Annotated in this window: 21 protein-coding genes and 1 pseudogene; 14 read left to right on the forward strand and 8 right to left on the reverse strand. The window is 48.5% G+C overall.

The window, feature by feature from the left end; translation table 11 throughout:
* Window positions 1-18 precede the first annotated feature (18 nt).
* Entirely contained in the window at window positions 19-171 is a 153-nt protein-coding gene (locus FO446_RS05540) for a hypothetical protein (RefSeq protein WP_170831582.1), read from the reverse strand.
* A gap of 527 nt (window positions 172-698) precedes the next feature.
* Between FO446_RS05540 and FO446_RS05545 the strand changes: the two genes are divergently transcribed.
* The gene (locus FO446_RS05545) at window positions 699-2,666 is read left to right on the forward strand and encodes a methyl-accepting chemotaxis protein (protein ID WP_221869244.1); all 1,968 of its coding nucleotides are present in this window, start codon (window positions 699-701) and stop codon (window positions 2,664-2,666) included.
* Between the two features lie 49 nt (window positions 2,667-2,715).
* Here FO446_RS05545 and FO446_RS05550 read toward each other — a convergent pair whose 3' ends face one another.
* On the reverse strand, window positions 2,716-2,940 hold the full coding sequence (locus FO446_RS05550; RefSeq protein ID WP_237900066.1) for a hypothetical protein: 225 nt from the start codon (window positions 2,938-2,940) through the stop codon (window positions 2,716-2,718).
* Window positions 2,941-3,136: 196 nt separating this feature from the next.
* On the opposite strand from FO446_RS05550, the gene fabL reads away from it, so the two are divergent.
* The 6 genes from fabL to FO446_RS05580 all read left to right on the forward strand — a co-directional run bounded on the left by fabL (window position 3,137) and on the right by FO446_RS05580 (window position 9,438).
* Window positions 3,137-3,895 (forward strand): enoyl-[acyl-carrier-protein] reductase FabL, encoded by a 759-nt coding sequence (fabL, locus tag FO446_RS05555; RefSeq protein WP_012684763.1) that lies wholly within the window; start codon window positions 3,137-3,139, stop codon window positions 3,893-3,895.
* Window positions 3,896-4,006: 111 nt separating this feature from the next.
* On the forward strand, window positions 4,007-4,420 hold the full coding sequence (locus FO446_RS05560; RefSeq protein ID WP_016742780.1) for a GNAT family N-acetyltransferase: 414 nt from the start codon (window positions 4,007-4,009) through the stop codon (window positions 4,418-4,420).
* A 48-nt stretch (window positions 4,421-4,468) separates the two neighbouring features.
* Window positions 4,469-5,005: a DUF402 domain-containing protein gene (locus tag FO446_RS05565; RefSeq protein ID WP_007729805.1), complete on the forward strand. Its 537-nt coding sequence runs from the start codon at window positions 4,469-4,471 to the stop codon at window positions 5,003-5,005.
* A 57-nt stretch (window positions 5,006-5,062) separates the two neighbouring features.
* Complete coding sequence (locus FO446_RS05570) at window positions 5,063-6,844, forward strand: ABC transporter ATP-binding protein (RefSeq protein ID WP_232774592.1); 1,782 nt, start codon at window positions 5,063-5,065, stop codon at window positions 6,842-6,844.
* 24 nt (window positions 6,845-6,868) lie between these two features.
* Window positions 6,869-8,089: an MFS transporter gene (locus tag FO446_RS05575; RefSeq protein WP_173611407.1), complete on the forward strand. Its 1,221-nt coding sequence runs from the start codon at window positions 6,869-6,871 to the stop codon at window positions 8,087-8,089.
* 119 nt (window positions 8,090-8,208) lie between these two features.
* The gene (locus FO446_RS05580; RefSeq protein ID WP_221869242.1) at window positions 8,209-9,438 is read left to right on the forward strand and encodes an MFS transporter; all 1,230 of its coding nucleotides are present in this window, start codon (window positions 8,209-8,211) and stop codon (window positions 9,436-9,438) included.
* Window positions 9,439-9,569: 131 nt separating this feature from the next.
* Here the strand turns inward: FO446_RS05580 and FO446_RS05585 are convergent, their stop codons facing one another.
* A complete protein-coding gene (locus FO446_RS05585; protein WP_221869241.1) occupies window positions 9,570-10,433 on the reverse strand; it encodes a LysR family transcriptional regulator in 864 nt (287 codons plus the stop codon).
* A gap of 172 nt (window positions 10,434-10,605) precedes the next feature.
* Here FO446_RS05585 and FO446_RS05590 point away from each other — a divergent pair, with 172 nt between their 5' ends.
* The 4 genes and pseudogenes from FO446_RS05590 (at window position 10,606) to FO446_RS05605 (ending at window position 13,815) form a co-directional block, all read left to right on the forward strand.
* Window positions 10,606-11,775 (forward strand): 2-methylaconitate cis-trans isomerase PrpF family protein, encoded by a 1,170-nt coding sequence (locus tag FO446_RS05590; protein WP_237900067.1) that lies wholly within the window; start codon window positions 10,606-10,608, stop codon window positions 11,773-11,775.
* A 127-nt stretch (window positions 11,776-11,902) separates the two neighbouring features.
* On the forward strand, window positions 11,903-12,937 hold the full coding sequence (locus tag FO446_RS05595; RefSeq protein WP_173611411.1) for a Bug family tripartite tricarboxylate transporter substrate binding protein: 1,035 nt from the start codon (window positions 11,903-11,905) through the stop codon (window positions 12,935-12,937).
* 84 nt (window positions 12,938-13,021) lie between these two features.
* Window positions 13,022-13,150, forward strand: a pseudogene (locus FO446_RS05600) (tripartite tricarboxylate transporter TctB family protein); the annotation flags it as partial.
* A 44-nt stretch (window positions 13,151-13,194) separates the two neighbouring features.
* Entirely contained in the window at window positions 13,195-13,815 is a 621-nt protein-coding gene (locus tag FO446_RS05605; protein WP_330873241.1) for a methyl-accepting chemotaxis protein, read from the forward strand.
* Here the strand turns inward: FO446_RS05605 and FO446_RS05610 are convergent.
* The 5 genes from FO446_RS05610 to FO446_RS05630 all read right to left on the reverse strand — a co-directional run bounded on the left by FO446_RS05610 (window position 13,812) and on the right by FO446_RS05630 (window position 18,528).
* The gene (locus FO446_RS05610) at window positions 13,812-14,180 is read right to left on the reverse strand and encodes a MoaF-related domain-containing protein (protein ID WP_237900068.1); all 369 of its coding nucleotides are present in this window, start codon (window positions 14,178-14,180) and stop codon (window positions 13,812-13,814) included. The two genes, FO446_RS05605 and FO446_RS05610, sit on opposite strands and share 4 nt — an antisense overlap.
* Window positions 14,181-14,330: 150 nt before the next feature.
* The gene (locus FO446_RS05615) at window positions 14,331-15,182 is read right to left on the reverse strand and encodes an NAD(P)-dependent oxidoreductase (RefSeq protein ID WP_221869237.1); all 852 of its coding nucleotides are present in this window, start codon (window positions 15,180-15,182) and stop codon (window positions 14,331-14,333) included.
* Between the two features lie 23 nt (window positions 15,183-15,205).
* Entirely contained in the window at window positions 15,206-16,021 is an 816-nt protein-coding gene (locus tag FO446_RS05620) for a pyrroline-5-carboxylate reductase family protein (protein ID WP_237900071.1), read from the reverse strand.
* 96 nt (window positions 16,022-16,117) lie between these two features.
* The gene (locus tag FO446_RS05625) at window positions 16,118-16,798 is read right to left on the reverse strand and encodes a zinc metallopeptidase (RefSeq protein WP_048031441.1); all 681 of its coding nucleotides are present in this window, start codon (window positions 16,796-16,798) and stop codon (window positions 16,118-16,120) included.
* A gap of 443 nt (window positions 16,799-17,241) precedes the next feature.
* Window positions 17,242-18,528 carry a glutamate-1-semialdehyde 2,1-aminomutase gene (locus FO446_RS05630; protein ID WP_330873242.1) on the reverse strand — a complete coding sequence of 429 codons (1,287 nt, stop codon included), beginning with the start codon at window positions 18,526-18,528 and terminating at the stop codon, window positions 17,242-17,244.
* Between the two features lie 165 nt (window positions 18,529-18,693).
* Between FO446_RS05630 and FO446_RS05635 the strand changes: the two genes are divergently transcribed.
* The 3 genes from FO446_RS05635 (at window position 18,694) to FO446_RS05645 (ending at window position 21,423) form a co-directional block, all read left to right on the forward strand.
* Window positions 18,694-19,536 (forward strand): protein phosphatase 2C domain-containing protein, encoded by an 843-nt coding sequence (locus FO446_RS05635; protein ID WP_237900072.1) that lies wholly within the window; start codon window positions 18,694-18,696, stop codon window positions 19,534-19,536.
* Between the two features lie 89 nt (window positions 19,537-19,625).
* Window positions 19,626-20,636, forward strand: coding sequence for an ABC transporter ATP-binding protein (locus FO446_RS05640; RefSeq protein ID WP_237900074.1), 1,011 nt, complete (start codon window positions 19,626-19,628; stop codon window positions 20,634-20,636).
* Complete coding sequence (locus FO446_RS05645) at window positions 20,629-21,423, forward strand: ABC transporter permease (protein ID WP_007729824.1); 795 nt, start codon at window positions 20,629-20,631, stop codon at window positions 21,421-21,423. The genes FO446_RS05640 and FO446_RS05645 overlap by 8 nt, the downstream gene beginning before the upstream one ends.
* Window positions 21,424-21,425: the final 2 nt, after the last annotated feature.

Raw genomic sequence — 21,425 nt, forward strand, 5'->3', positions numbered from 1 at the left:
GTCAAGTAGTGGTGTCCATTAAATGCGGCTTACAAATTGTGCAGCTTCAAAAGCATGTTCTTCGGCGCGTTCTTCGAGATAGCGACAGCGAGCAGATTCCGTGAAAAGTTTCTCTGCTTGTTCCTTGTTGCGTTCAATCTTGACCGTGAAAAGCAAAAAGTTCAGTACCATTACCAATCACCCCCTTTCAAGGTGGAAAATGTTAATTGTCGAGAAAGAAAAAGACCACGGGCGAAAGCCTGCGGTCTTCTGGCAACAAAAACGGACATGCCGCTTTGAAGCACATAGAAAGACCACAAGCAACAACGCCTGTGGTCGGTAATAGACGAAATGGAAACGTTGAAGAGTACGAATACTACTGGAATTCGTCGACCCAGGAGGCGCTGCTATATTTAGTTGGAACATCCACAAGACGATCAAAAAGAGCTGAATTTAGATTCATTGCTATCATCATCATGGTGCTGCCTCCTTTCTTTCCGTAGTAGTAGTGTGTGGAACGTACTCTTAGAATATGGCATTTTTTTCTTGTTGTAAAGCGATTTTTTACCTATTTATAGAAGAAAGTATATTCTGAATATAATAAAAAATAATAAATAATAAACAAATGTGTAGTCCGGTGAGCAAAGGAAGGTTTACAATGAGACATATAACGGGTAACAATATAGGACAATCAACACGCAGAAAGGTGATGCTAGCGAATGAAAACACCCGGACTCACTGTAAGATCCAAGCTAATCGCTACATTTTCCACAATATTAGTAATCCCCATGCTTTTGCTCGGGTTGCTTTCATATCAGAGTGCCAAGGCAGAGTTGTCAGATGAATTGCTTACGACTGCCTCTGAAAATGTTCGATTGATAGATGCGCTTTTGAATCACACATTGCTGGAGCAATCGAGAAATGTAGAATGGATTGCCTCTGATATTGTACGCCAAGACATCTTAGAAGAGAACAAAATGAAAACGAAAAAACAATTGCAACGTTTTCTCGCGATGAACCCAGAAGTGAGTGAAGCGTATATCGGAGACGAAAATGGTGGCATGTTGACCGCGAGTGATTCGAAGCTTCCAGAGGGATTCGACCCGCGAAAAAGGGATTGGTACATAGCAGCTATGAAGCAACCCGGCAAGAGCATCATTGTGGACCCATACGTTGATGCCATAACGGGGAAAGTCGTGTTGGGAATGGCGATGTCCTTGCCAGATAAATCCGGTGTTCTGGGAATTGATATTCAACTGACAGCGCTGGACGCGACGGTCAAGCAAGCGAAAATCGGTACCCAAGGTTTTATGGCGATTTTGGATAAAAACCGAAAAATGCTAGTCAATCCAAATGGAGAGTCTGGCGTGGAGGTTACAGAGTCTTGGGCGGATACTGTATATGCAAAAGAGTCAGGTCGCTTACAATTTCAGCATGAAGGAAACCCCGTCCAAGCCGTGTTTACTACGAATGAAAATACGGGCTGGAAGCTGGTAGGCGTGATGTATGAAAGTGAAGCAGTAGAAGCAGCAAATCCGATTTTTTACACGATGCTCGTGATTATAATTGCTGCGCTGGTGGTAGCTGGCGGAGTCATTTACCTGATTTTGCGCTCCTTACTCCGTCCTCTGCGCATGTTGACAGAAGCGGCGGAAAAAATGAGCCAAGGCGATGTGACACAACAAGTAGATATTCGAAATGACGATGAGCTGGGTACGTTGGGCAAAGCCTTCAATCATATGGCGGAATCTCTTCGGTCCTTGCTTCATTCTGTGAATGATTCTGTTCAGCAGCTAGCTTCTTCGGCGGAGCAGCTCGCAGCAAGTGCGGATCAGACGAGCAAAGCGACAGAACAGATTGCAGAAACCATGCAAGAAATGGCGGAGGGAACCGAGCAGCAAGTCTCTCATTCGCAGGAGGGTAATGCAGCAGTCGAACAAATGTCGGCAAGAATCGGTCAGATCGCAGAGTATACACAAAATGTATTCACTGCAGCCAAGGAATCGTCACACTTGGCAGTGACCGGAAACAAATCCATTCAATCGGCTGTGCTTCAAATGAACGCATCCAGCGAATCGATTCACAGTCTGGCAGAAGTCGTGGATAATCTGGGGACGCGTTCCCAAGAAATCGGAAACATCGTGGATGTGATCACTGCCATCGCAAACCAAACCAATCTGCTCGCACTAAATGCGGCAATCGAAGCGGCTCGAGCTGGGGAGTCTGGACGAGGCTTTGCTGTAGTGGCTGATGAGGTACGCAAGCTGGCAGAGCAATCTGCAAGCTCGGCACAACAAATTAGCCAGCTGATCACCGCGATTCAAGCGGAGACAAACCATGCAGTGATTGTTATGGATCAGAGCAAGCGTGAAGTAACGGAAGGTATTGAAAAGGTGAACGAAGCTGGCCAATCCTTCGAACAAATTCAGTCAGCCGTCAATGAAGTGGCAGAGAAAATCGGTCAGGTATCTGAAGCGACACGTGATTTCTCCACGAGGACACAGCAAGTGGTTGAGATTATTGGTCATATTTCCGAAGTGACACTGCAAGCGTCAGATGGAACGCGGAGTGTATCTGCAGCTGCGGAAGAGCAGCTAGCCTCTATGGAAGAAATCGCTTCCTCAGCCGTTTCTCTCGAACATCTCGCGGAGGAATTGCAAAACCAGATCGGCCAATTTCGTATCTAAAAATAAGCCCGGCGCCGTGTTTGCATTCACGAGCAGCCGGGTTTTTTACTTAATCGTAAATAGGTGACGAGGAATGATCCCATCCCCCGCTGTCTCCATTCACTGGCCCACGGGATTCAAGCTCATGGATGACTTTGACGTGAAGAGAGGCTCCTTCTGCACTGAGGTAAGCTGCCAATTGTGAAAAATTGTGATGGTAATAAAGCAGCTCAGTCATTTCCCAATCAGCTAGTGGCATCATGGTTAATTCGGACAATTCCCGACCTATGTACACCCTGCCATTCCTCCTTATGTGGTAGTGGTTTGCCTGATACCGCGAGCTTAGTATGGCTATAGTTGAGAGGATCAAGTCATGCCGAGATTTTTTCCGTAGGTAGAAAAAGCGCAGGTGGAGTTGTATAATGAATAAGTGATTTTTACATATTAGTACCTGCTATTAATAGTTGGTCAGGTTGGGAGGTAATCTTTTTATGAATACAACGAAAAAAGTTGCACTGGTTACTGGCGGGACGCGAGGAATCGGGAAAGCGATTGCTCTTCAATTGGCAGAACAGGGCTATGACCTGGTGCTGAACTATTTGCGTAACCGCACTGCGGCAAGAGAAGCGGCAGCAGAGCTGGAAGCAAAGGGCGCTCGTGTCCATCTGATCAAAGCCAATGTAGGGGATGTAGCAAAAATCAAAGAATTGTTCGCAGAAATTGACCAGGAATTCGGTCGCCTGGATGTCTTTGTAAACAATGCGGCATCGGGTGTATTGCGTCCGCTGATGGAATTGGAAGAAAGCCATTGGGACTGGACCATGGAAATTAACAGCAAGGCGCTGTTGTTCTGTGCCCAAGAAGCGGCAAAACTAATGATCAAGGGCGGCAACGGCGGAAAAATCGTGAGCTTGTCCAGCCTTGGGTCCATTCGCGTTCTCGACAACTATACAGCGGTTGGCGTATCGAAGGCAGCTGTAGAAGCGATTACTCGTTATTTGGCAGTCGAGCTCGCACCGCATAATATTGTAGTAAACGCTGTATCTGGCGGAGCGGTGGATACGGATGCACTCAAACATTTCCCGAATCGTGAAGAATTGCTCGGCAGCTCAGCAGAGCGTACGCCAGCAGGACGCATTGTAGAGCCGGAAGATTTGGCTAATGCTGTGATGTTCTTGCTCTCCGACAAAGCGTGGATGGTTCGCGGACAAACATTGATTGTAGACGGCGGTATTTCTCTTTTGACATAATGATTTATTGTAGATGGAGTAGGGAGTTGGAGACTTTGTGGTGTGGCGACACAAGACAAAGTTGTCCATGTGTTGTACAATAGAGGAAGAAGGTTACGAAGGAGGCAACACATGCTGATTCGTCCGTTTCGACTCGGTGACTATTCGGCTATCACACGTATTTGGCAGGAGACGGGGTTGGACCAATCGGACAAAGAGTCATTGAACGATTTGGCCCAGCATTTGGCTTGGGACAGCGATCTGGTAATGGTTGCAGAAATTGAAGGCAGAGTGGTAGGGGTCGTGGTTGGCACGATCGACGGAGCACGTGCCTATTTCTACCGATTGGCTGTACTTCCAGAGATGCAAGGCTCAGGTATTGGTCGCGAACTCGTTGAAGCAATTGAAAAGCGTTTCAAGCAACGAGGTGTCAATAACGTCTTGATCATGGTCAATCAATCAAATCCGGAAGTCCTTCCGTTTTACCTTTCACTTGGCTATGAAGTACAAAAATATGTTACACTTTCCAAAAAGCTCTCTTCTTAAAGGAGGCTTGTCCCCATTCAAATAGAGAAGAGAAGAAAGGGGAGAGTCATGTCACCAACTCCGGGCTCCAATATCCGCATAGAAAGTTATAAACATGACCATTCGTTGCACCGCATATGGGACAAATCTACGTTGATTCATACCAGTGATGCGGTGGTGATTGGGGGAAATGATCGGGTCAAGGTGACAGAAGCAGACGGGCGGGAATGGCGTACGCGTGAACCGGCCATTTGTACATTTGGTAGAGGCCAGTGGTTCAATACCATTGCCATGATTCGTGATGACGGTATTTATTATTATTGCAACATTGGTTCGCCCTTCAGCATGAAGGGACAATTGCTAAGCTACATAGACTATGATCTCGACGTAAAAGTGTTTCCCGATATGACGTACTCAATTCTCGACGAAGAGGAGTTTCTTTTGCATAGCAAACAGATGAACTATCCTCCATTTGTTGTGGAAAGAGTGCAGACAGCATTGCGAGAGGTGCTGGATTGGGTAAGCGCACGACGCGGCCCTTTTCAAAACGGCTTCGTCCAACGTTGGTACGAGCGTTATCTTTTAGTGCGAGATGATGAGGAATAATCCCTTTCCCGTATGACCGGGGGAGGGATTTCCTTGTTTGCAAAGGAGGTATGACGGTTGAGCATACGCCGCTATTTGGCTTATGTCCTGCCCTATTGGAAACAAATATTGGGGACTATATGTATTGGGATTATTAAATTTGCGATCCCACTTGCTCTGCCGCTTCTTATCAAATACGTCATTGATGACCTGCTGCCGAGCCCGCTTCCTCAAGAGGAAAAGCTGAAACAGTTATTTTGGCTGATGCTCGGGGCCTTTTTGTTATTTACCGTTGTTCGCACCCCTGTTGAGTACATCCGGCAATACTATGCACAGTGGGTATCCAGTCGTATCTTGTTTGACATTCGCAATCAATTGTTTTCTCATTTACAACGACTGTCGATGCGTTACTACAACAATACAAAAACGGGTGAGGTCATCTCTCGGGTCATTAACGACGTGGAATCCACCAAAAGCTTCGTGGAAACGGGCTTGATGAATCTCTGGTTAGACCTGATTACGATTACGCTGACGATGGGGATCATGCTCTATATGGACGTGGAGCTGACGATTGTCGCCATTATTGTTTTCCCTTTGTACAGTATCTCTGTCAAGTTTTTCTACAAGCGCTTGCGTCAATTGACGAAGGATCGTTCTGCTGCACTGGCGCGTTTACAAGGGTATTTGTACGAACGCGTGAACGGCATGTCGCTCATCCGCAGCTTTGCATTAGAAAAGCAGGAGAGCAAGGAATTTGCCAAGGAGAACAATCAGTTTTTGGATAAAGCGCTGGCACATACGCGGTGGAACGCCCGAACCTTCGCTGTGGTCAATACGGTGACAGATATCGCACCGCTCCTGGTTATTGCCTATGCTGGCTACCAAGTCATCGGCGGGAGTATGAGCGTAGGGACACTCGTGGCATTTTATGCTTATTTGGAGCGTTTGTACACGCCGCTGCGACGTCTGGTCAATTCCAGTACAGTACTGACTCAGGCAATTGCCTCGATGGACCGGATGTTCGAGTTTATCGATGAATCGTACGATATCGTCGACAAGCCAAATGCAAGGGAGTTGCCAGTAGACCCTGCAACGAAACGCATTCGTGGAGAAATCCGCTTTGAGAATGTGTCCTTCCGCTATCGGGAGGAAGGCCCTCTCGTCTTGAACAATGTAAATCTGAGCATCTCTTCTGGTGAAACAGTTGCGATTGTCGGGATGTCAGGCGGCGGAAAATCTTCTCTGATCAGCTTGCTGCCGCGTTTTTGGGACGTGACCGAAGGGAAAATTACGATTGATGGCATCGATATCCGCGATGTGAAGCAGCAAAATTTGCGACATCACATCGGGATGGTGCAGCAAGATAATATTTTGTTTAGTGAATCAGCAAAAGTGAATATTTTAATGGGCAATCCGGATGCAGATGACAGTGCTGTGCAAGAAGCTGCGAAGGCGGCCAATGCCCATGACTTTATTAGCGAATTACCGAATGGCTACCATACGGAGCTGGGAGAGCGTGGCGTGAAGCTCTCTGGCGGGCAAAAGCAGCGAATCGCGATTGCGCGAGTTTTTCTGCGTGACCCGGGTATTCTGATCCTGGATGAGGCGACGTCTGCACTCGACTTGGAATCAGAGCACACGATTCAGGAATCTTTGTCCAGATTGGCAAAAGGAAGAACCACGCTCATCGTGGCCCATCGACTTTCGACGATTACCCATGCGGACAAAATCATTGTCATGAAAGAGGGACAAATCGTTGAGGAAGGCACCCACGAGCAATTGCTGGAGAGAAAGGGAGTATACTATGGCCTGTGGAGTGTGCAAGATTTAGGAAGTACATCCGACCTGCAACAGGGATAAGCAGATGGGATTGGAGGAAATCCGATGGAGATATGGCGCCGTAATTTATATGTGCTCTGTGGATCGTTGTTTTTCGTCATGGTGGCGATGAGCATGATCATGCCTTTTTTACCGCTTTACATTCAGCAGGATTTCGGAATTGAAGACCCTCACCAAGTCACGGCTTGGGCGGGGATTATTTTTGGAGCCAACTTTTTGACGGCGGGCCTCGTCTCGCCTATCTGGGGAAATTTGGCCGATAAGCACGGGCGCAAGATCATGATTTTGCGCTCGGGATTTTTCATGTCTATTACCATGGCAATGACCGGTTTTGCGGGAAGCCTGTGGCAGCTTCTGGCTCTTCGTCTGCTCAATGGACTCGTAGGGGGAATCATCCCAGCCAGTACCGCATTGGTAGCATCCTCTGTCCCAAAAGAACGAATTGGCTATGCAACGGGATTGCTTCAGTCTTTTATTACGGCCGGAACGATTATGGGACCGCTGTTTGGCGGGGTTCTCGCGGAGAAGATCGGCTTTCGGATGATTTTTGTGATTACCGGTTGCGTATTATTATTGGCCACCTTGGTCATTACGTTTACGGTGAAAGAGAACTTTGTTCCACCTGAAAAAAAGGAACGGTCGAGTCTACGGGAAGATTTTCAGATGATCTTTTCTTCCAAAGAACTCCCGGCGCTCTTTTTTGTAACCGTAATGATCCAGTTTGCGTTGTTTAGCATTATCCCTGTGTTGCCGATCTACATTTCGCAGTTGCTCGGTTCGGAAGGGGCAAAGGTAGCGCTGTGGGCCGGAATTGTCCAGGCTTGCATGGGGGTAGCAAACGTCTTTGCCTCCCCACAGCTGGGGCGTTTAGGAGATCGGTTCGGTTCGCAAAAGGTGCTCTTGTTCTCGCTTTTGGCTGCCGCAATCATCTTCATTCCGCAAGGTCTCGTACATACGGTATGGCAATTGGTCGCGCTCCGGTTTTTGTTAGGCTTGTCGCTGGGAGGACTGCTTCCATCCGTCAATGCTTTGCTGCGAAGAGCAACACCTGTACATATGGTCAGTCGTGTTTATGGCTATAACAACAGCTTCGTCAGTATCGGCAGCATGCTTGGACCGATGATTGGCGGTTTTTTGGCAGGCTATGTGAGCATTAGCGGAGTCTTTTACATGACGAGTGCTTTCTTGTTTATTAACGCAGGCTGGGTGTACTACAGCTTTTTCCGAAACAAATCTGTACAGCATCCTGATTCTGGAATAGAATAAAAGGTAATTTTCGCGAAAAGAGGTGCACCTCCATTGTGATGGCGAGTCGGTGTGAATAACTTCATATTCCATCAGGACGACGTATAGGCTGGTCCTGAACCGACAGGAGGGTGCGCTTCATGTGGCATCGACGCTTTATTTGCCTCTGGGCGGGTCAGACATTGGCCAACCTTGGGGATGTATTTTATATTGTTGCGTTTATTTCGGTCATTTACGCTGCAACTGGCTCTGTCATGTACACGTCGTTTATACCGGTTGTCATTGTGGCATCGCAGTCTGTGAGCAGCTTGTTGGCACCGCTGGTGTTTCAGCGATTGTCGTTGACGGGCATGCTCGTGCTGTCGCAAGGCTTGAAGACGATACTTTTGGCTGGAGCCTCCTTAGCCGTCAGCAGCGGTGTAGGAGAGCAGGGAGAGTGGATCTGGCTGTTGTTCGGATTGGGGTCAGCCATCGCCTTTATGGATGGCTGGGCAAACCCTGCACGCAATGCCATGGTGCCGCAGTTGGTCGGACGAGAAGATCTCATGCGAGCGAATGGGCTGCTTGCCACCTCGGATCAAACCGTTCATTTTGCAGGCTGGGCCGCAGGAGGATTACTCGTTTCTTGGTTGGGAGCAAGTATCGTTCTGTGGGGAACGGTTGGTGCCTATGTAGTGGCAACGATCGCGATGACAGGCATTGCACCGGCGAAGGAAAAGCTGAGCGAAGAACAGGGGGCCAGGGCGGCAACAGACTGGCTCACTGGATGGAAAACCATTCGCGATGTGCCTGTACTGCGATTGCTGGTCGCAATGGATGTTGTGATCGGCTTGTCCGGGGGTGTGTGGATCGCTGCGATTATGCTGCCATTTGTCCTCGATGTGCTTGGACAAGGAGAAGCATGGTGGGGCTATATCAATGCCGGTTACATGCTTGGAGCTATTGCGGGTGGGACGCTGCTATTGATGTATGCGGAGCGGATGCGTCGCCATTTATTTCGCTGGATCGTTTGCGGTACGATTGGAGTCGGTTTTTTTACCTTTTGTTTTGGTAGCAGTACGAACGCTCTGGTGGCACTGTTGTTTTCCTTTGCGCTGGGCCCGTTTTTGGAAATGGTGCATGTAAGCAAGCAGACTCTTTTGCAACAAGAGACGGAGGAATCGGCACTGCCCTATGTCCTGTCAGCAAAAGGTACGATTGATTTACTCGTTTTTGGAGCTTCTGCCTTGGTGATGGGTGCTATCGCTGAATGGCAGGGAGTCCGGGCTGTTTATTATGTCTCTGCTGGATTGTTACTCATCGCTTTCCTTTTTGCGTTGCGCTTGCAAAAAAAGCAGACGGAGCATTCCAGTGGGGTTACCGTAGATTAAAACACGAGCAGGCTGTCTTATCCGTAGACTTTTCTACTGGTAAGGCAGCCTTTTTTGATGATATGCTTCTTGATCATAAGAAGGTATATGTATTTTTTATCTATTTCCATAAAAAAAACTTATCGCAGTAGTTACATCAGCTTCCTCTCTTTAATAAAATCAACAAATGCTTTTAACAAAGAGATTTGCATCGATTCCTTCCGATAGATCATCCACGATTTGCGCAAGATCGGCTCTCCGTGCTTCGTCCGCAATTGAATCCGGTAAAAGTCTTCACTGCCCGTCAGGACAATCTGCGGGATGATCGCATAGCCAAATCCACTCAAGACCATCTCCTTGCACGTCTCCATGTGATCCACTTCCATCGTGATCGATGGCGGCTTGGAAAACGTCTCCTTCCACCAGTTGTCAAACAAGTTTTCTAGCGAGATATCCGTTTTGTACATGATCCTGGGGAGCCCAGGCAGCTCAGGAAGCGAAATCTCCCGCTTGGATACAATCCAGATGTTTTCTGTCATGATGAGATGCTTTTCCTCCGGCCAGTTGTAATCTCCGCGGATGAACCCGATATGCACATCCTGTTTGTACACGGAGTTCGTCAGTTCTGAGCTGCGGCTCGATGTTACTTTGAACTCCACGTCCGGGTATTGTGTATGGAATTGCTTTAAGATATGCGGTAACTTGTAGCGGGCCAGGCTGCTCGCTGTGCCGATTTTTAATGTGCCTGATATTTTATTGTCCATGCTTAACAGAAATTCTTTTGTCCGCTGCAACTGCTGGAGCATCTCAATCGCATACTTCACCAAATACTCGCCCTGCGGGGTGAACTCCACGCCTCTCCTGCCCCGATGCATGATCGTAATCCCGAACTCTTTCTCTAGCTGCTGAATGCGATAGCTGAGCGAGGGCTGGGATACATACAAAACCTCCGCTGTTTTGGTCATATTTTGTTGCTCATAGAGTGTTTTCAAGAGCAGCCAATCCTTTTCGTCCACGTCATTTTCACTCTCCCTGCACGCTTTGGTTTTGTACCTTTATTGTAGTAGCAATTGAATGAATCGTACAAAAAATTTATGGAAAATGATAAAACATTCGTATTTCTTTTTATATTCACGGATGTGGTACCTTAATGGCACAGAATCAAAAAAACATTCATGGAGGCAGCAGATGTACGATTTTGGCCAAGTTCACAAAATCCCAACCGTGATCATGAGGGGGGGCACCAGCAAGGGATTGCTTTTACGTAGATCGGACCTTCCTTCAGATCCAAAGCTGCGTGATGAAGTCATTTTACGCTTGTATGGGAGTCCTGACAGTACGCAGATCGATGGATTGGGCGGAGGCACCTCGCTATCCAGCAAGCTCGCCATAGTCGGACCGTCCCTTCAGCCTGATGCGCATATTGACTACACATTTGGTCAGGTCAGCCTGGAGAAAAAGGTCATCGATTACAACGTTACATGCGGTAACTTTGTCACGGCAGTCGGCTTGTATGCAGCAGAGGAAGGATATGTGCTGTTACAGGAGCCGGTTACCTACGTACGCATTTACAACACCAATATCAAAAAGATGATCGTGGCCGAAATTCCTGTGAAGGATGGGCAAATCGAGTACGAAGGAGACTTTGTCATCGACGGTGTACCCGGCTCATCAGCAAAAATCATGATCAATTTTCTCAACTCCGGCGGTACCTTTACAGGGAAGACACTGCCTACCGGACATGCTACCGATACGATCCGCTTGCAAGATGGAGGTCAGTTCAAAGTGTCGATCATCGATTGCGCCAACGTTGTGGTGTTTGTGCGAGCAGAGGATGTGGGCGTGCAGGGAACAGAGCTGCAAGCTGAGGTCAACAACAATAAAGGGCTCATGTCCACATTAGAAGCAATTCGAGTCGAGGCGGGCATTTTAATCGGAATGATTCAGCCAGAAGACAGAGAGAGAGTATCGCCATCGTCACATGCACTGCCAAAGATTGCGATGATTGCTCCGCCTCAAGTGTATAGCACTTCCGTTCATCGCAGAATTGAAGAGAATGAGATCGATCTGGTTTCACGCTACATTTCTATGGGGAGTCTTCATCGTGCTTATGCAGTAAGCGGAGCCATTGCAGTGGCAGCGGCGGCGAAAATCCCGGGAACTATTCCGAATGAAGTGGTCGCCACACAAAACAAAGGAATTCGCATTGGGCATCCGTCAGGAGTGATCTATGTAGAGTCTACAGTGGAACAGCATGGAACTAACTGGATTGTGAGTCGGGCAGCCAATGGAAGAACAGCCCGTAGGCTGATGGAGGGCTATGCACATGTGCCCGTATCCGTCTTACGTAATAAATAACTGATTATTCTGCCTTTATTTAAGGAAATGAAGAAAGTCTGTGCAGTGGCGAAATACCCATTACGGGCTTTGCCACTCACAGAATAATGTAAGCGTTTTACTAAACGAAACAGTAGGAGGAATTGTCATGCAAAGAAGAACGAAAAAATGGATGTTGGCTGTTTTGTCTACAGCACTGACGGTCAGTTTGGCTGCTTGTGGCGGGACCAAGGAGACTGGAAAAGGTCAAGCGACCGCAGCTGCATCCAACTATCCGGAAAAAGCGATCACGCTCGTTGCTCCCAACGGGGCAGGCGGTGGTTTGGATAAAACGGCAAGACTTCTGGCAAAAGGTTTGGCTGACACGAAATTGGTAACAAAAACCGTCCTGGTCGAAAATAGACCTGGCGGGGGAGGCAGCGTCTACATGGCGGAATATGCCACCAAAGAAACCAAAAACCCGTACAAGCTGCTGGTGAATTCACCGCCAGTGCTTTTGAACAACCACAAAAAAGAGGGAAATAGTCCATACGGCTACAAAGATACAACTCCGCTGGCGCAGTTAACGCGAGATTACGGCGCGATCTCCGTGCCTGCTGATTCCAAGTACAAGGATCTCAAGTCTCTCTTGGATGACATCAAGGCAGACCCTACACAGGTGACAATCGCTGGCGGTTCCTCACCGGGCAGCATGGACCATGTGATTGCAATGCTTCCGATCTACAAGTACGGTCTTGATCCGAAAAGGGTCAAGTATGTCGCGTATGAGGGTGGTGGAGAATCGATCACCGCGCTGCTCGGCAACCATGCACAAGCTGCGGCCAAGCCTGTATCGCTGGTACTGCCTTATTTGGAAGCGAAAAAAATCCGCGTGTTGGCCGTGACTTCGCCTGAGCGTCTTGGCGGTATTTTGAGCGACGTGCCGACTATGAAGGAACTTGGTCTGGATGCGGAATTTACGATCTGGCGTGGCGTATTGGGTCCAAAAGAGATGGGAGAAGCCGAGGTCGCATACTGGGATAAAACCTTCAAGGCATTGAGTGAAAAAGAAGAATGGAAGCAATTGTTGAAGGCGGATGGCGTAGAGGGCGATTACAAGAACTCGAAGGATTTCAAAGCATTCCTGGACGAGCAGGATAAACAGATCGAGGAACTGTTGAAGGCGATCGGGATTCATAAATAAAGCGGGACACAGAGGGAAGGGGCAAGACCTCTTCTCTCTTTCACTCGCCTCGCAACAGATTTTCAACAGGGAGGGAGAACAGCCATGAGTAAAACATTTGATCGCTATGCCAGTCTGGCTTTCCTTGCGTTGGGTGCCGGAGTTGTCTACCAGAGCCAAACTATTAGCCAAAGTGCTTACGGAAGCAATGTCGGGCCGAATATTTTTCCGATGCTTTTCAGGAAGGCAAGGAAGCTGTATTACAGGCGTCAGCCAAAATGAATATGGTTCAAAATCTGATGAACCAGAGCATGGAGTCTATGACTGAGTTGCATGGCCAATCAGAGCGAATCGGGCAAATCTCTACCATGATTTCGTCGATTTCCAACCAAACGAAACTATTGTCGTTAAATGCAGCGATCGAAGCAGCGAGAGCGGGTGAAGCGGGCAGGGGATTTGCGGTGGTAGCTGATGAAATTCGCAAGCTGGCTCAGCAGACAGCCGATTCGACGCAAGACATTCAAGGGATTATTGATAACATCCAGTCGCAAATCTACCAGTTCATGAAGCGTTCAGAGGAAGGGCATGGAGTGATTAAGGAGGGTGTCAGAATCGTCGGGCAGACTGGCGAAACGTTAGGAGATTCCGTGGAGCGGGTACAACAGACCGTTGCCTCCATTGACGATATTAAACAGCGGATGGATGAACAGGCCAAGCTGTCTAGGCAAATGGTCGATGCCGTTTTAGAAGTAACGGCTCTTTCTGAGGAAACATCGGCTGGCTCAGAGGAAGTGCGCGCTGTTGCCGAAACGACACTGGGCGATATGGACAGGCTGACGCAATCTGTGACAGAACTGGATAAAATGATCCGACAGTTTGAAGCGTTGGTGAAGCATTAGGAGGTGGAGCTGTCTAGTTCGGTAATGGTACCAGAATGGAACAGACTTATTCGAACACCCTGTGCATCATAGGTATAATGGGTATAGACCAGCATCTTATGAAAATCAGCAACTTGGCTGACCGTATAGACTTCTTCCAGCCAATACATAAAGTATACGCAAGGGGCTATCTCCACGTAGTTGAATGTATAGTAACCATTGAATCCTTTATGCATCCCAGCAATCCCGACATCATGCCGGTGAGTAGCGTCAAAGAAATCGATGATAAATATATTGCCATCATCATAATCATAGCGAAAGGACTTACCAGCATATACTGGGAGCCGATGACTGTATTGTATATACGGAAAATTGGGATGATGCATAGCCTACTCCTCCTTTTGTAAGCAATATATGTCAAACATAGGCGTATGCTCTCCGTGGAATACAAAAAACAGCGGCCATTCCAAGACTTTCTTTTTCAGGTCTTAGGTAGCCGCTGTTTCACTTATATTGGGTCAGTCAAGGCACTATGCTTATTTTCCGCCAAGGTGACGCAGGATCGCCATCAAATCGAGCTCTCCCAGTCCTGATTCCAGTGCATGGCGATAGGTGGCATTGACGGATTCCGCCAATGGTGTAGAAACGCCTGCTTCATGCGCTAATCGAAGGTCCTTGGCCATATGCTTCAGCGCAAAGGCAGCCGGATAGTCGTCAGCGAGAATCGAGGCTGCTTTTCCGCGAATTAACGGGGTTCCCACGGCGCTCTCGGAAATGATGTCCAGCATCTGTTCTGTGCCAATGCCGAGAGAGCGTGCGAACAGCAATGTCTCTGAGACACCTTGTACCGTAATGCCAAGCAACAGATTGATCGCCAGCTTGGCAGACGTGCCAGCACCGTTTGGGCCCAAATAAAAGGCTGCTTTGCCTAGCTTGTCCAGCATCGGCTTGACTACCTCATAATCCGCCTTCTCGCCGCCTACCATGATGACGAGCTTCCCTTCTTTTGCAGGTCCTACACTGCCAGAGACAGGCGCATCGAGAAAGCGCAGCCCAGCTTGTTTGGCTTGCTCGGCAAGAAAACGGGAAGTATCCGGGGAAATAGTGCTCATGTCCACCGCCAGCTTTCCTTGCACAGGAAGACGCAAGAGGCCATCTGAGCCTGTATAGATTGCTTTTACAGCATCATCATCACTAACCATGGTAAAAAGTACATCGCTTTGTGCCACGAGCTCAGACAAAGTCGCAGTCTCTTTCGCACCCAATGCCACTAATGGTGCAGCTTTTCCCGGCGTACGATTCCAGACACGTACGTCGTAGCCTGCAGCCAGCAGATTGCTAGCCATTGGTATACCCATGTTACCCAAACCAATCCAACCGATGATCATCGTGTTGTTCTCCTATCCGCGATTTATGCTTTTATTTGTTGTTGAACAAGTATCTTCAAAGCAGCGTGCTTGGATTCTGTCATGGCAAACAACTCGTCAAACCCTGAAGGAAGCGTCTTGTCAAGCACACGCAAGCCTTCCTCGGTAATGCCACCTTTGGTAGCAACACGCTCGATCAGCTGGTCAAAGCTAAGCTGTTCGTTTTTGAGCAAAAGAGCGGTTCCCAGCATCGTTTCCACCAGCATGCTTCTTGCAGTATCCAAGTCAAGCTCCGGTGTTTTGCGAACGGCTGCCTGCGCGAAGGAATCAAGAATCCCTGCGATCAGTCCTGGTGCGCTGCTGGTGAGAATCGTCGCTGTTTCGATCTCGACCTCGGATACTTCCTGTGATTGACTAATGGAAGACAGGAGAGCGAGAAGCTCATTGCGATCCTCTGCACTTGTTCGACTGCTGCATGTAAACAGAGACACACCATGCAGCTCTTGCGAAGTGACTGTAGGAATTACCTTGCTTACGGCACCTGTATGGACGGATTCCAAATCATCGATGCTAACACCTGCTGCTACTGAAACGATATGTACACTTTTGGGGATCGACAACTCACGCAGTACAGGCAGGATATCCAGTGGTTTTGTGCAGAGAAAGACCAGCTTTGCCTGATCGCACACCTCTTGCGCACTTTCGGCTATGAGAATGCCATGTGATGCTTGCAGATTTTCAGCCTTTTCTCTTGTTCGATTGAAGACGGTTATTTGCTCGGGCTGGATCACACCGCTTTTACAGAGTGATTTCACCAGCATTTGTCCCATACTGCCTAATCCAATGATTCCAATTCGCATGTGCAAAACCCCCCGCCTTATTGTAACGTAGCCTCATGAAAAAAGGTACAGCCTCCCATATGAGGGAGCTGTACCTTTGCCGTTTCGTTTAACGGATTAGTCGTCAGAGCTTCGGAAAATCATGATGTATTTCGCCAACTCCAGAACAGAGATCAGAGCGGCAGCTACGTACGTCAGAGCGGCTGCGCCCAGTACTTTGCTTGCGCCACGTTCTTCTTCATTCCGGATGAAGCCCATTTTGAGCATCAGTTCTTTCGCGCGGCTGCTTGCGTTAAACTCGACAGGTAGTGTGACGAGCTGGAAGGCAACTGCTCCGGAGAAGAAGATAATCCCGATGAGCAGGAGTCCAGCCATTTTGAAGAAGAAACCAGCCAACAGCAGCAATGGCGCCACACCGGACACCAGGTTGACTACCGGGAAAATGCGATGGCGTGCTACTAGCATCGGGTACGAGACCTTGTGCTGAATCGCATGGCCTACCTCGTGACAAGCAACGGACAGAGAGGCAATCGAGTTGCCGAAGTATACGGGATCAGACAGGCGTACGACACGGTCAGTCGGGTCGTAGTGGTCAGTCAATGTACCTGGGATATGTTGAACAGGAACGTTCGTCAAGCCGTTCGCATCGAGCATGCGACGGGCTGCCTCTGCACCGGTAAGACCGGAGGAGGTAGGAACTTCGGCGAATTTGTTAAAAGTTCCTTTCACACGGAACTGTGCCCAGAGCGACAGTCCGAATGCAATCAGAATCAGGAAATCCATAGGATGGAAAAACATTCCACACTCACTCCTCATTGTAATCTATGAAAACGAAATGTTGCTAAGCCATACATGTAACCTTACTACTTCATTCTGTCCCATATTCATGTATACGAATAAGTCCTATGACAGTTTCACTATTTTATTGTACAATCTCTGACCATTATTGACAATGTTGCCGCATGCGAAAAAACAGACACATTCCTCGTCAGTATGATTGGGAATGTGTCTGTTTTGATGCTCATCTGTCGTGATTTTGAGTTTTATGATGCTCGGTTTTTCGCGGGTTTTGAAAGCCCTTCACTTCGAGCATCTTACTGCTCATTTTGGAATCCAACGTCTTTTCAGGAGCCTGCGGATATGATTTTTCACCTTTGGACACCGGGATATCCTCCTCGAAAACATAATCGCGAACAGGCTTATTATTTCCTCGGACGGATACGAAAGGACGTGGGAATGGTTTACAGCTGAGAAAAGGCGCGGTCTACAGCCGAGATGGTGTATTGAATGTCTTCTTCTGTATGAGCTGTCGTCACGAACCAAGCTTCATATTTGGATGGAGCCAGGCATACACCTTCATTCAGCATCAGCTGGAAGAAGCGGGCAAAAATTTCTCCATTCGCTTTCTGAGCTGCATCGTAATCATGAACAGGCTCGTCCGTAAAGTAAACAGCCAATGCCCCTTTTACACGATTGAGCTGAATGGTCACGCCGTGTTTGTTTGCCGCTTCGATGATTCCGTTCGCCAGCATAGCGCCAAGTCGTTCGAATTCATCGTACACGCCCGGCTGCTTCAATACTTCCAGGCAGGCAATACCCGCACGGATAGAAGCAGGATTACCAGCCATTGTTCCTGCTTGATACGCAGGGCCGAGTGGGGCGACTTGCTCCATGATTTCCCGACGACCTCCATAAGCGCCGATTGGCAGACCGCCACCGATAATTTTGCCCAATGCAGTCAGATCAGGCTCGACTCCGAGGAGGTTTTGTGCGCCGCCATAGCAGAAGCGGAAGGCCGTGATCACTTCATCGTAGACGACAAGGGCGCCAGCTTCGTGCGTAATGCGGTTAACCTCTTTCAGGAAGCCAGGCTCAGGTGCCACGATACCGAAGTTGCCGACAATCGGTTCAACGAGGACGCAAGCCGTTTCGCTTCCCCATTTGCTCATAGCTTCTGCGAATGCTTCGATATTATTAAAAGGGACGGTAATGACTTCGCTGGCAATGCTTTGCGGAATACCTGCACTGTCTGGAATCCCCAGAGTAGATGGCCCCGAGCCGGCAGCAACGAGCACCAAATCAGAGTGGCCGTGGTAGCAGCCTGCAAATTTGATGATTTTGACACGTCCGGTATAGGCACGTGCTACACGAATGCAGGTCATGACTGCTTCTGTACCGGAATTGTTGAAGCGAATGCGCTCCATCGAAGGGATTGCTTCGCGGATCATGTTTGCAAAGGTAATTTCCCATGGAGTAGGCGTACCGTACAGGGTTCCATAGGCAGCCGCTTCGCAAATCGCTTTGGTCACATGTGGATGTGCATGGCCAGTAATGATGGGACCATATGCTGCTAAATAGTCAATATATCGATTGCCGTCCACGTCCCAGAAATACGCGCCCTGGGCACGTTCCATCGTTACGGGTGCTCCCCCGCCTACGGCCTTGAAAGAGCGGGAAGGGCTGTTTACCCCGCCTAGAATGACGTCGAGTGCTTGCTCGTGCAGTTGCGCGGATCGTTCACGTTTCATGCATATTCCCTCTTTTCTTTTGGAACTACCTCTTTTGGAAAAAGTCCTTCATTATCTTACCACAGCTGTTCAACAAGTGGATATGAACGGAGAGCTATAGATGAAGGAAAGGAAAAATGATACAATTTTCAAGCAAATCACTCCAAGGGTAAAGGCGTGGTCATCATGAAACTTGAGTGCATCTCCATGAAAGGAAGCGGCAAAAGCAATGAGGACGCCTATGTGATTCAGCAGGTCAAGCATGTGTATGCGGTCATCGATGGCACTACGTCGCTGATCCCGTATGAGAACGAAGCAGGGCAGACAGGAGGAGCTATCGCGGCTGACCTTGTAAAAAAGCAGTTGGAAGCAATGCCGGAGGATGCAGCTTTGCACAATTATTTGGGGACGATAAACGAAACCCTTCAGGAGCAGATGCGGCAAAGTGGCATCAATCTTGAGAAAAAGGAAGCATTATGGGGAGCGGCCTGTGCAGTCGTTCGTGTAGGAGATGCCCATATCGAGTATGCGCAGTTGGGTGATTGCATGATATTTGCCGTTTATGATGATGAGATGGTAAGACCCCTGACTCACACGCAAGTCAGCCATTTGGAACAGGCCGCCTTGGCGAAGTGGGAAGAAGGAATCAACGAAGGATCGTGTACCCGAACAGAGCTGTACGAACGATGTATGGACATCCTGATCCATAACCGCTATCAGGCGAATGGACCAGGAGGCTACGGCGTGTTGAATGGCGATGTTGCCTGTCGGGATTTTATCGAGTATGGACGCATGAATCGAGTTGGCGTGAAGGCATTGGTGCTGGTAACGGATGGTCTTTTCATGCCGAGAGCTATAGGTGGAGCACAGCCAAAGTGGGAAGAAACGGTGCTGCCGATTGTACATAAAGGGCTGCAACGTTATACAGACGAGCTGATCGCTCTGGAAAACAATGATCCCGAATGCATCCACTATATCCGCTTTAAAAAGTCAGACGACAAAACGGGCATGATTCTTTATCTTCAATAACAGTTTGGTGCAGTTTGCCTTTTGCACAATTCGATTGGCTCATATACACTACAAATGGTATTTAAGCGAAGAAAAAAGGACGGTTTTCCATGATTCAGGTAAATCATTTACAAAAGGATTTCCGCATTCATCAGTCCAGACCGGGCCTTGGTGGTGCTTTTCGTGATTTGTTCAGTCGAGAGTACAAGACAGTAAAAGCGGTGGATGACCTTTCCTTTACAGTAGGGGAAGGGGAAATGTTCGCGCTGATTGGGGAAAATGGTGCCGGAAAATCAACCACGATCAAGATGCTGACGGGTATCTTGACCCCGAGCGATGGCGAAATCGTCATCAACGGCTATGTGCCTTTCAAGCAGCGGGAAGAGTACGTTCGATCCATCGGAGTTGTTTTCGGGCAGCGCTCTCAGCTTTGGTGGGACTTATCTCCGCTAGAGTCCTTCCGCCTGTTGAAAAGCGTTTATAAGGTTAACGAAGTAGAAGGAGAAAAATGGCTGGAGCGTTTGATTGAGGAGCTGGAAATTTCACCGTTCGTCAGTCAGCCAGTGCGCAAGCTGAGTCTCGGACAGCGGATGCGCTGTGAAGTGGCTGCTTCGTTGATTCATAAGCCACGCCTGCTGTTTCTCGATGAACCGACAGTTGGACTCGATGTCCTCGTTAAGCAAAAAATCCGTGAGTTTCTCCGCAATCTGAACGAGACGGAAAATATGACGATCTTGTTGACGACTCACGATGTGTCAGACATCGAAGCACTCTGTAAACGGGTGCTTGTCATGGACAAAGGAAAGCTGATCTTCGATGGTCTACTGAATGACCTCAAGGAAAAATGGGGCAATGGCACAGAAGTGTCCTTCCAAATGAAAAAGCGCACTTCAGCAGCAGATCTTCGTCAGGCATTGGGCGAGATGCCTTGTGAGATCGAGCAAATCAATGACTTTACCCTCAGTGTAAAAGTAGCGCGAAGTCAAGAAATGTTGCCCTTTGTGTTGTCGACGGTCATGTCCTCCTTTGAAGTCAGCGACGTGAAAATCGAGGAGACGAGCACAGAGGATATCGTTCGCAACATTTATTCCTCAGACCAAGAGGTAAGAAGCCATGCGTAAGCTTTATATGGAACTCATCCGCATGAGGTTTTTGACGATGCTTGCCTATCGTGTGAACTATTACAGCGGGATCATTATCTACGCGATCAACATCGGTGCATACTACTTTTTATGGGGAGCGATCTACGGAGGTCAGCAGCAGCTGGGCGGGCTTACGGTGGAACAGATGACTTCCTATGTTGCGATTGCTTGGATGTCGCGGGCGTTTTATTTTAACAACATCGATACGGAAATAGCCCAGGACGTCCGAGAAGGCAAGGTCGCGATTGAAATGATACGCCCTTATAATTACTTGTCCGTGAAAACGGCGCAGGCTTTTGGGGAAGGGATCTTTCGTTTTCTCTTTTTCGCGGGTCCAGGCATTTTCCTTATCAGTCTGATCATTCCGTTCAGCTTCCCTGCGACAGCAACTGGGTGGGGACTGTATTTGATCAGCTTGATGTGTGCGTTTTTGATCAATACACAAATCAATCTGGTGACAGGCTTGCTTACTTTCTTCCTGTTCCGAAACGATGGCATGATGCGAGCCAAGCGGGTCGTGGTGGATCTGTTGTCTGGTCTCGTGCTGCCGATCAGCTTTTTCCCCGGTTGGGCGCAAACGGTAATGGGGTATCTTCCATTTCAGGCGGTCAACTACTATCCGAGCTTAATCTTCACAGGTGCGATTACAACGGAACGCTCTTGGGAATTGATCGGTTTTCAGGTGATTTGGATGTTTGTCATACTGGTTCCCATCTTGGTGATGTGGCGTCTTGCCCGCAACAAGCTGGTTGTGCAAGGAGGGTAGAG

Origin of the sequence: Brevibacillus brevis (assembly GCF_022026395.1) — a bacterium.
In the GTDB taxonomy this organism is placed as follows: Bacteria; Bacillota; Bacilli; order Brevibacillales; family Brevibacillaceae; genus Brevibacillus.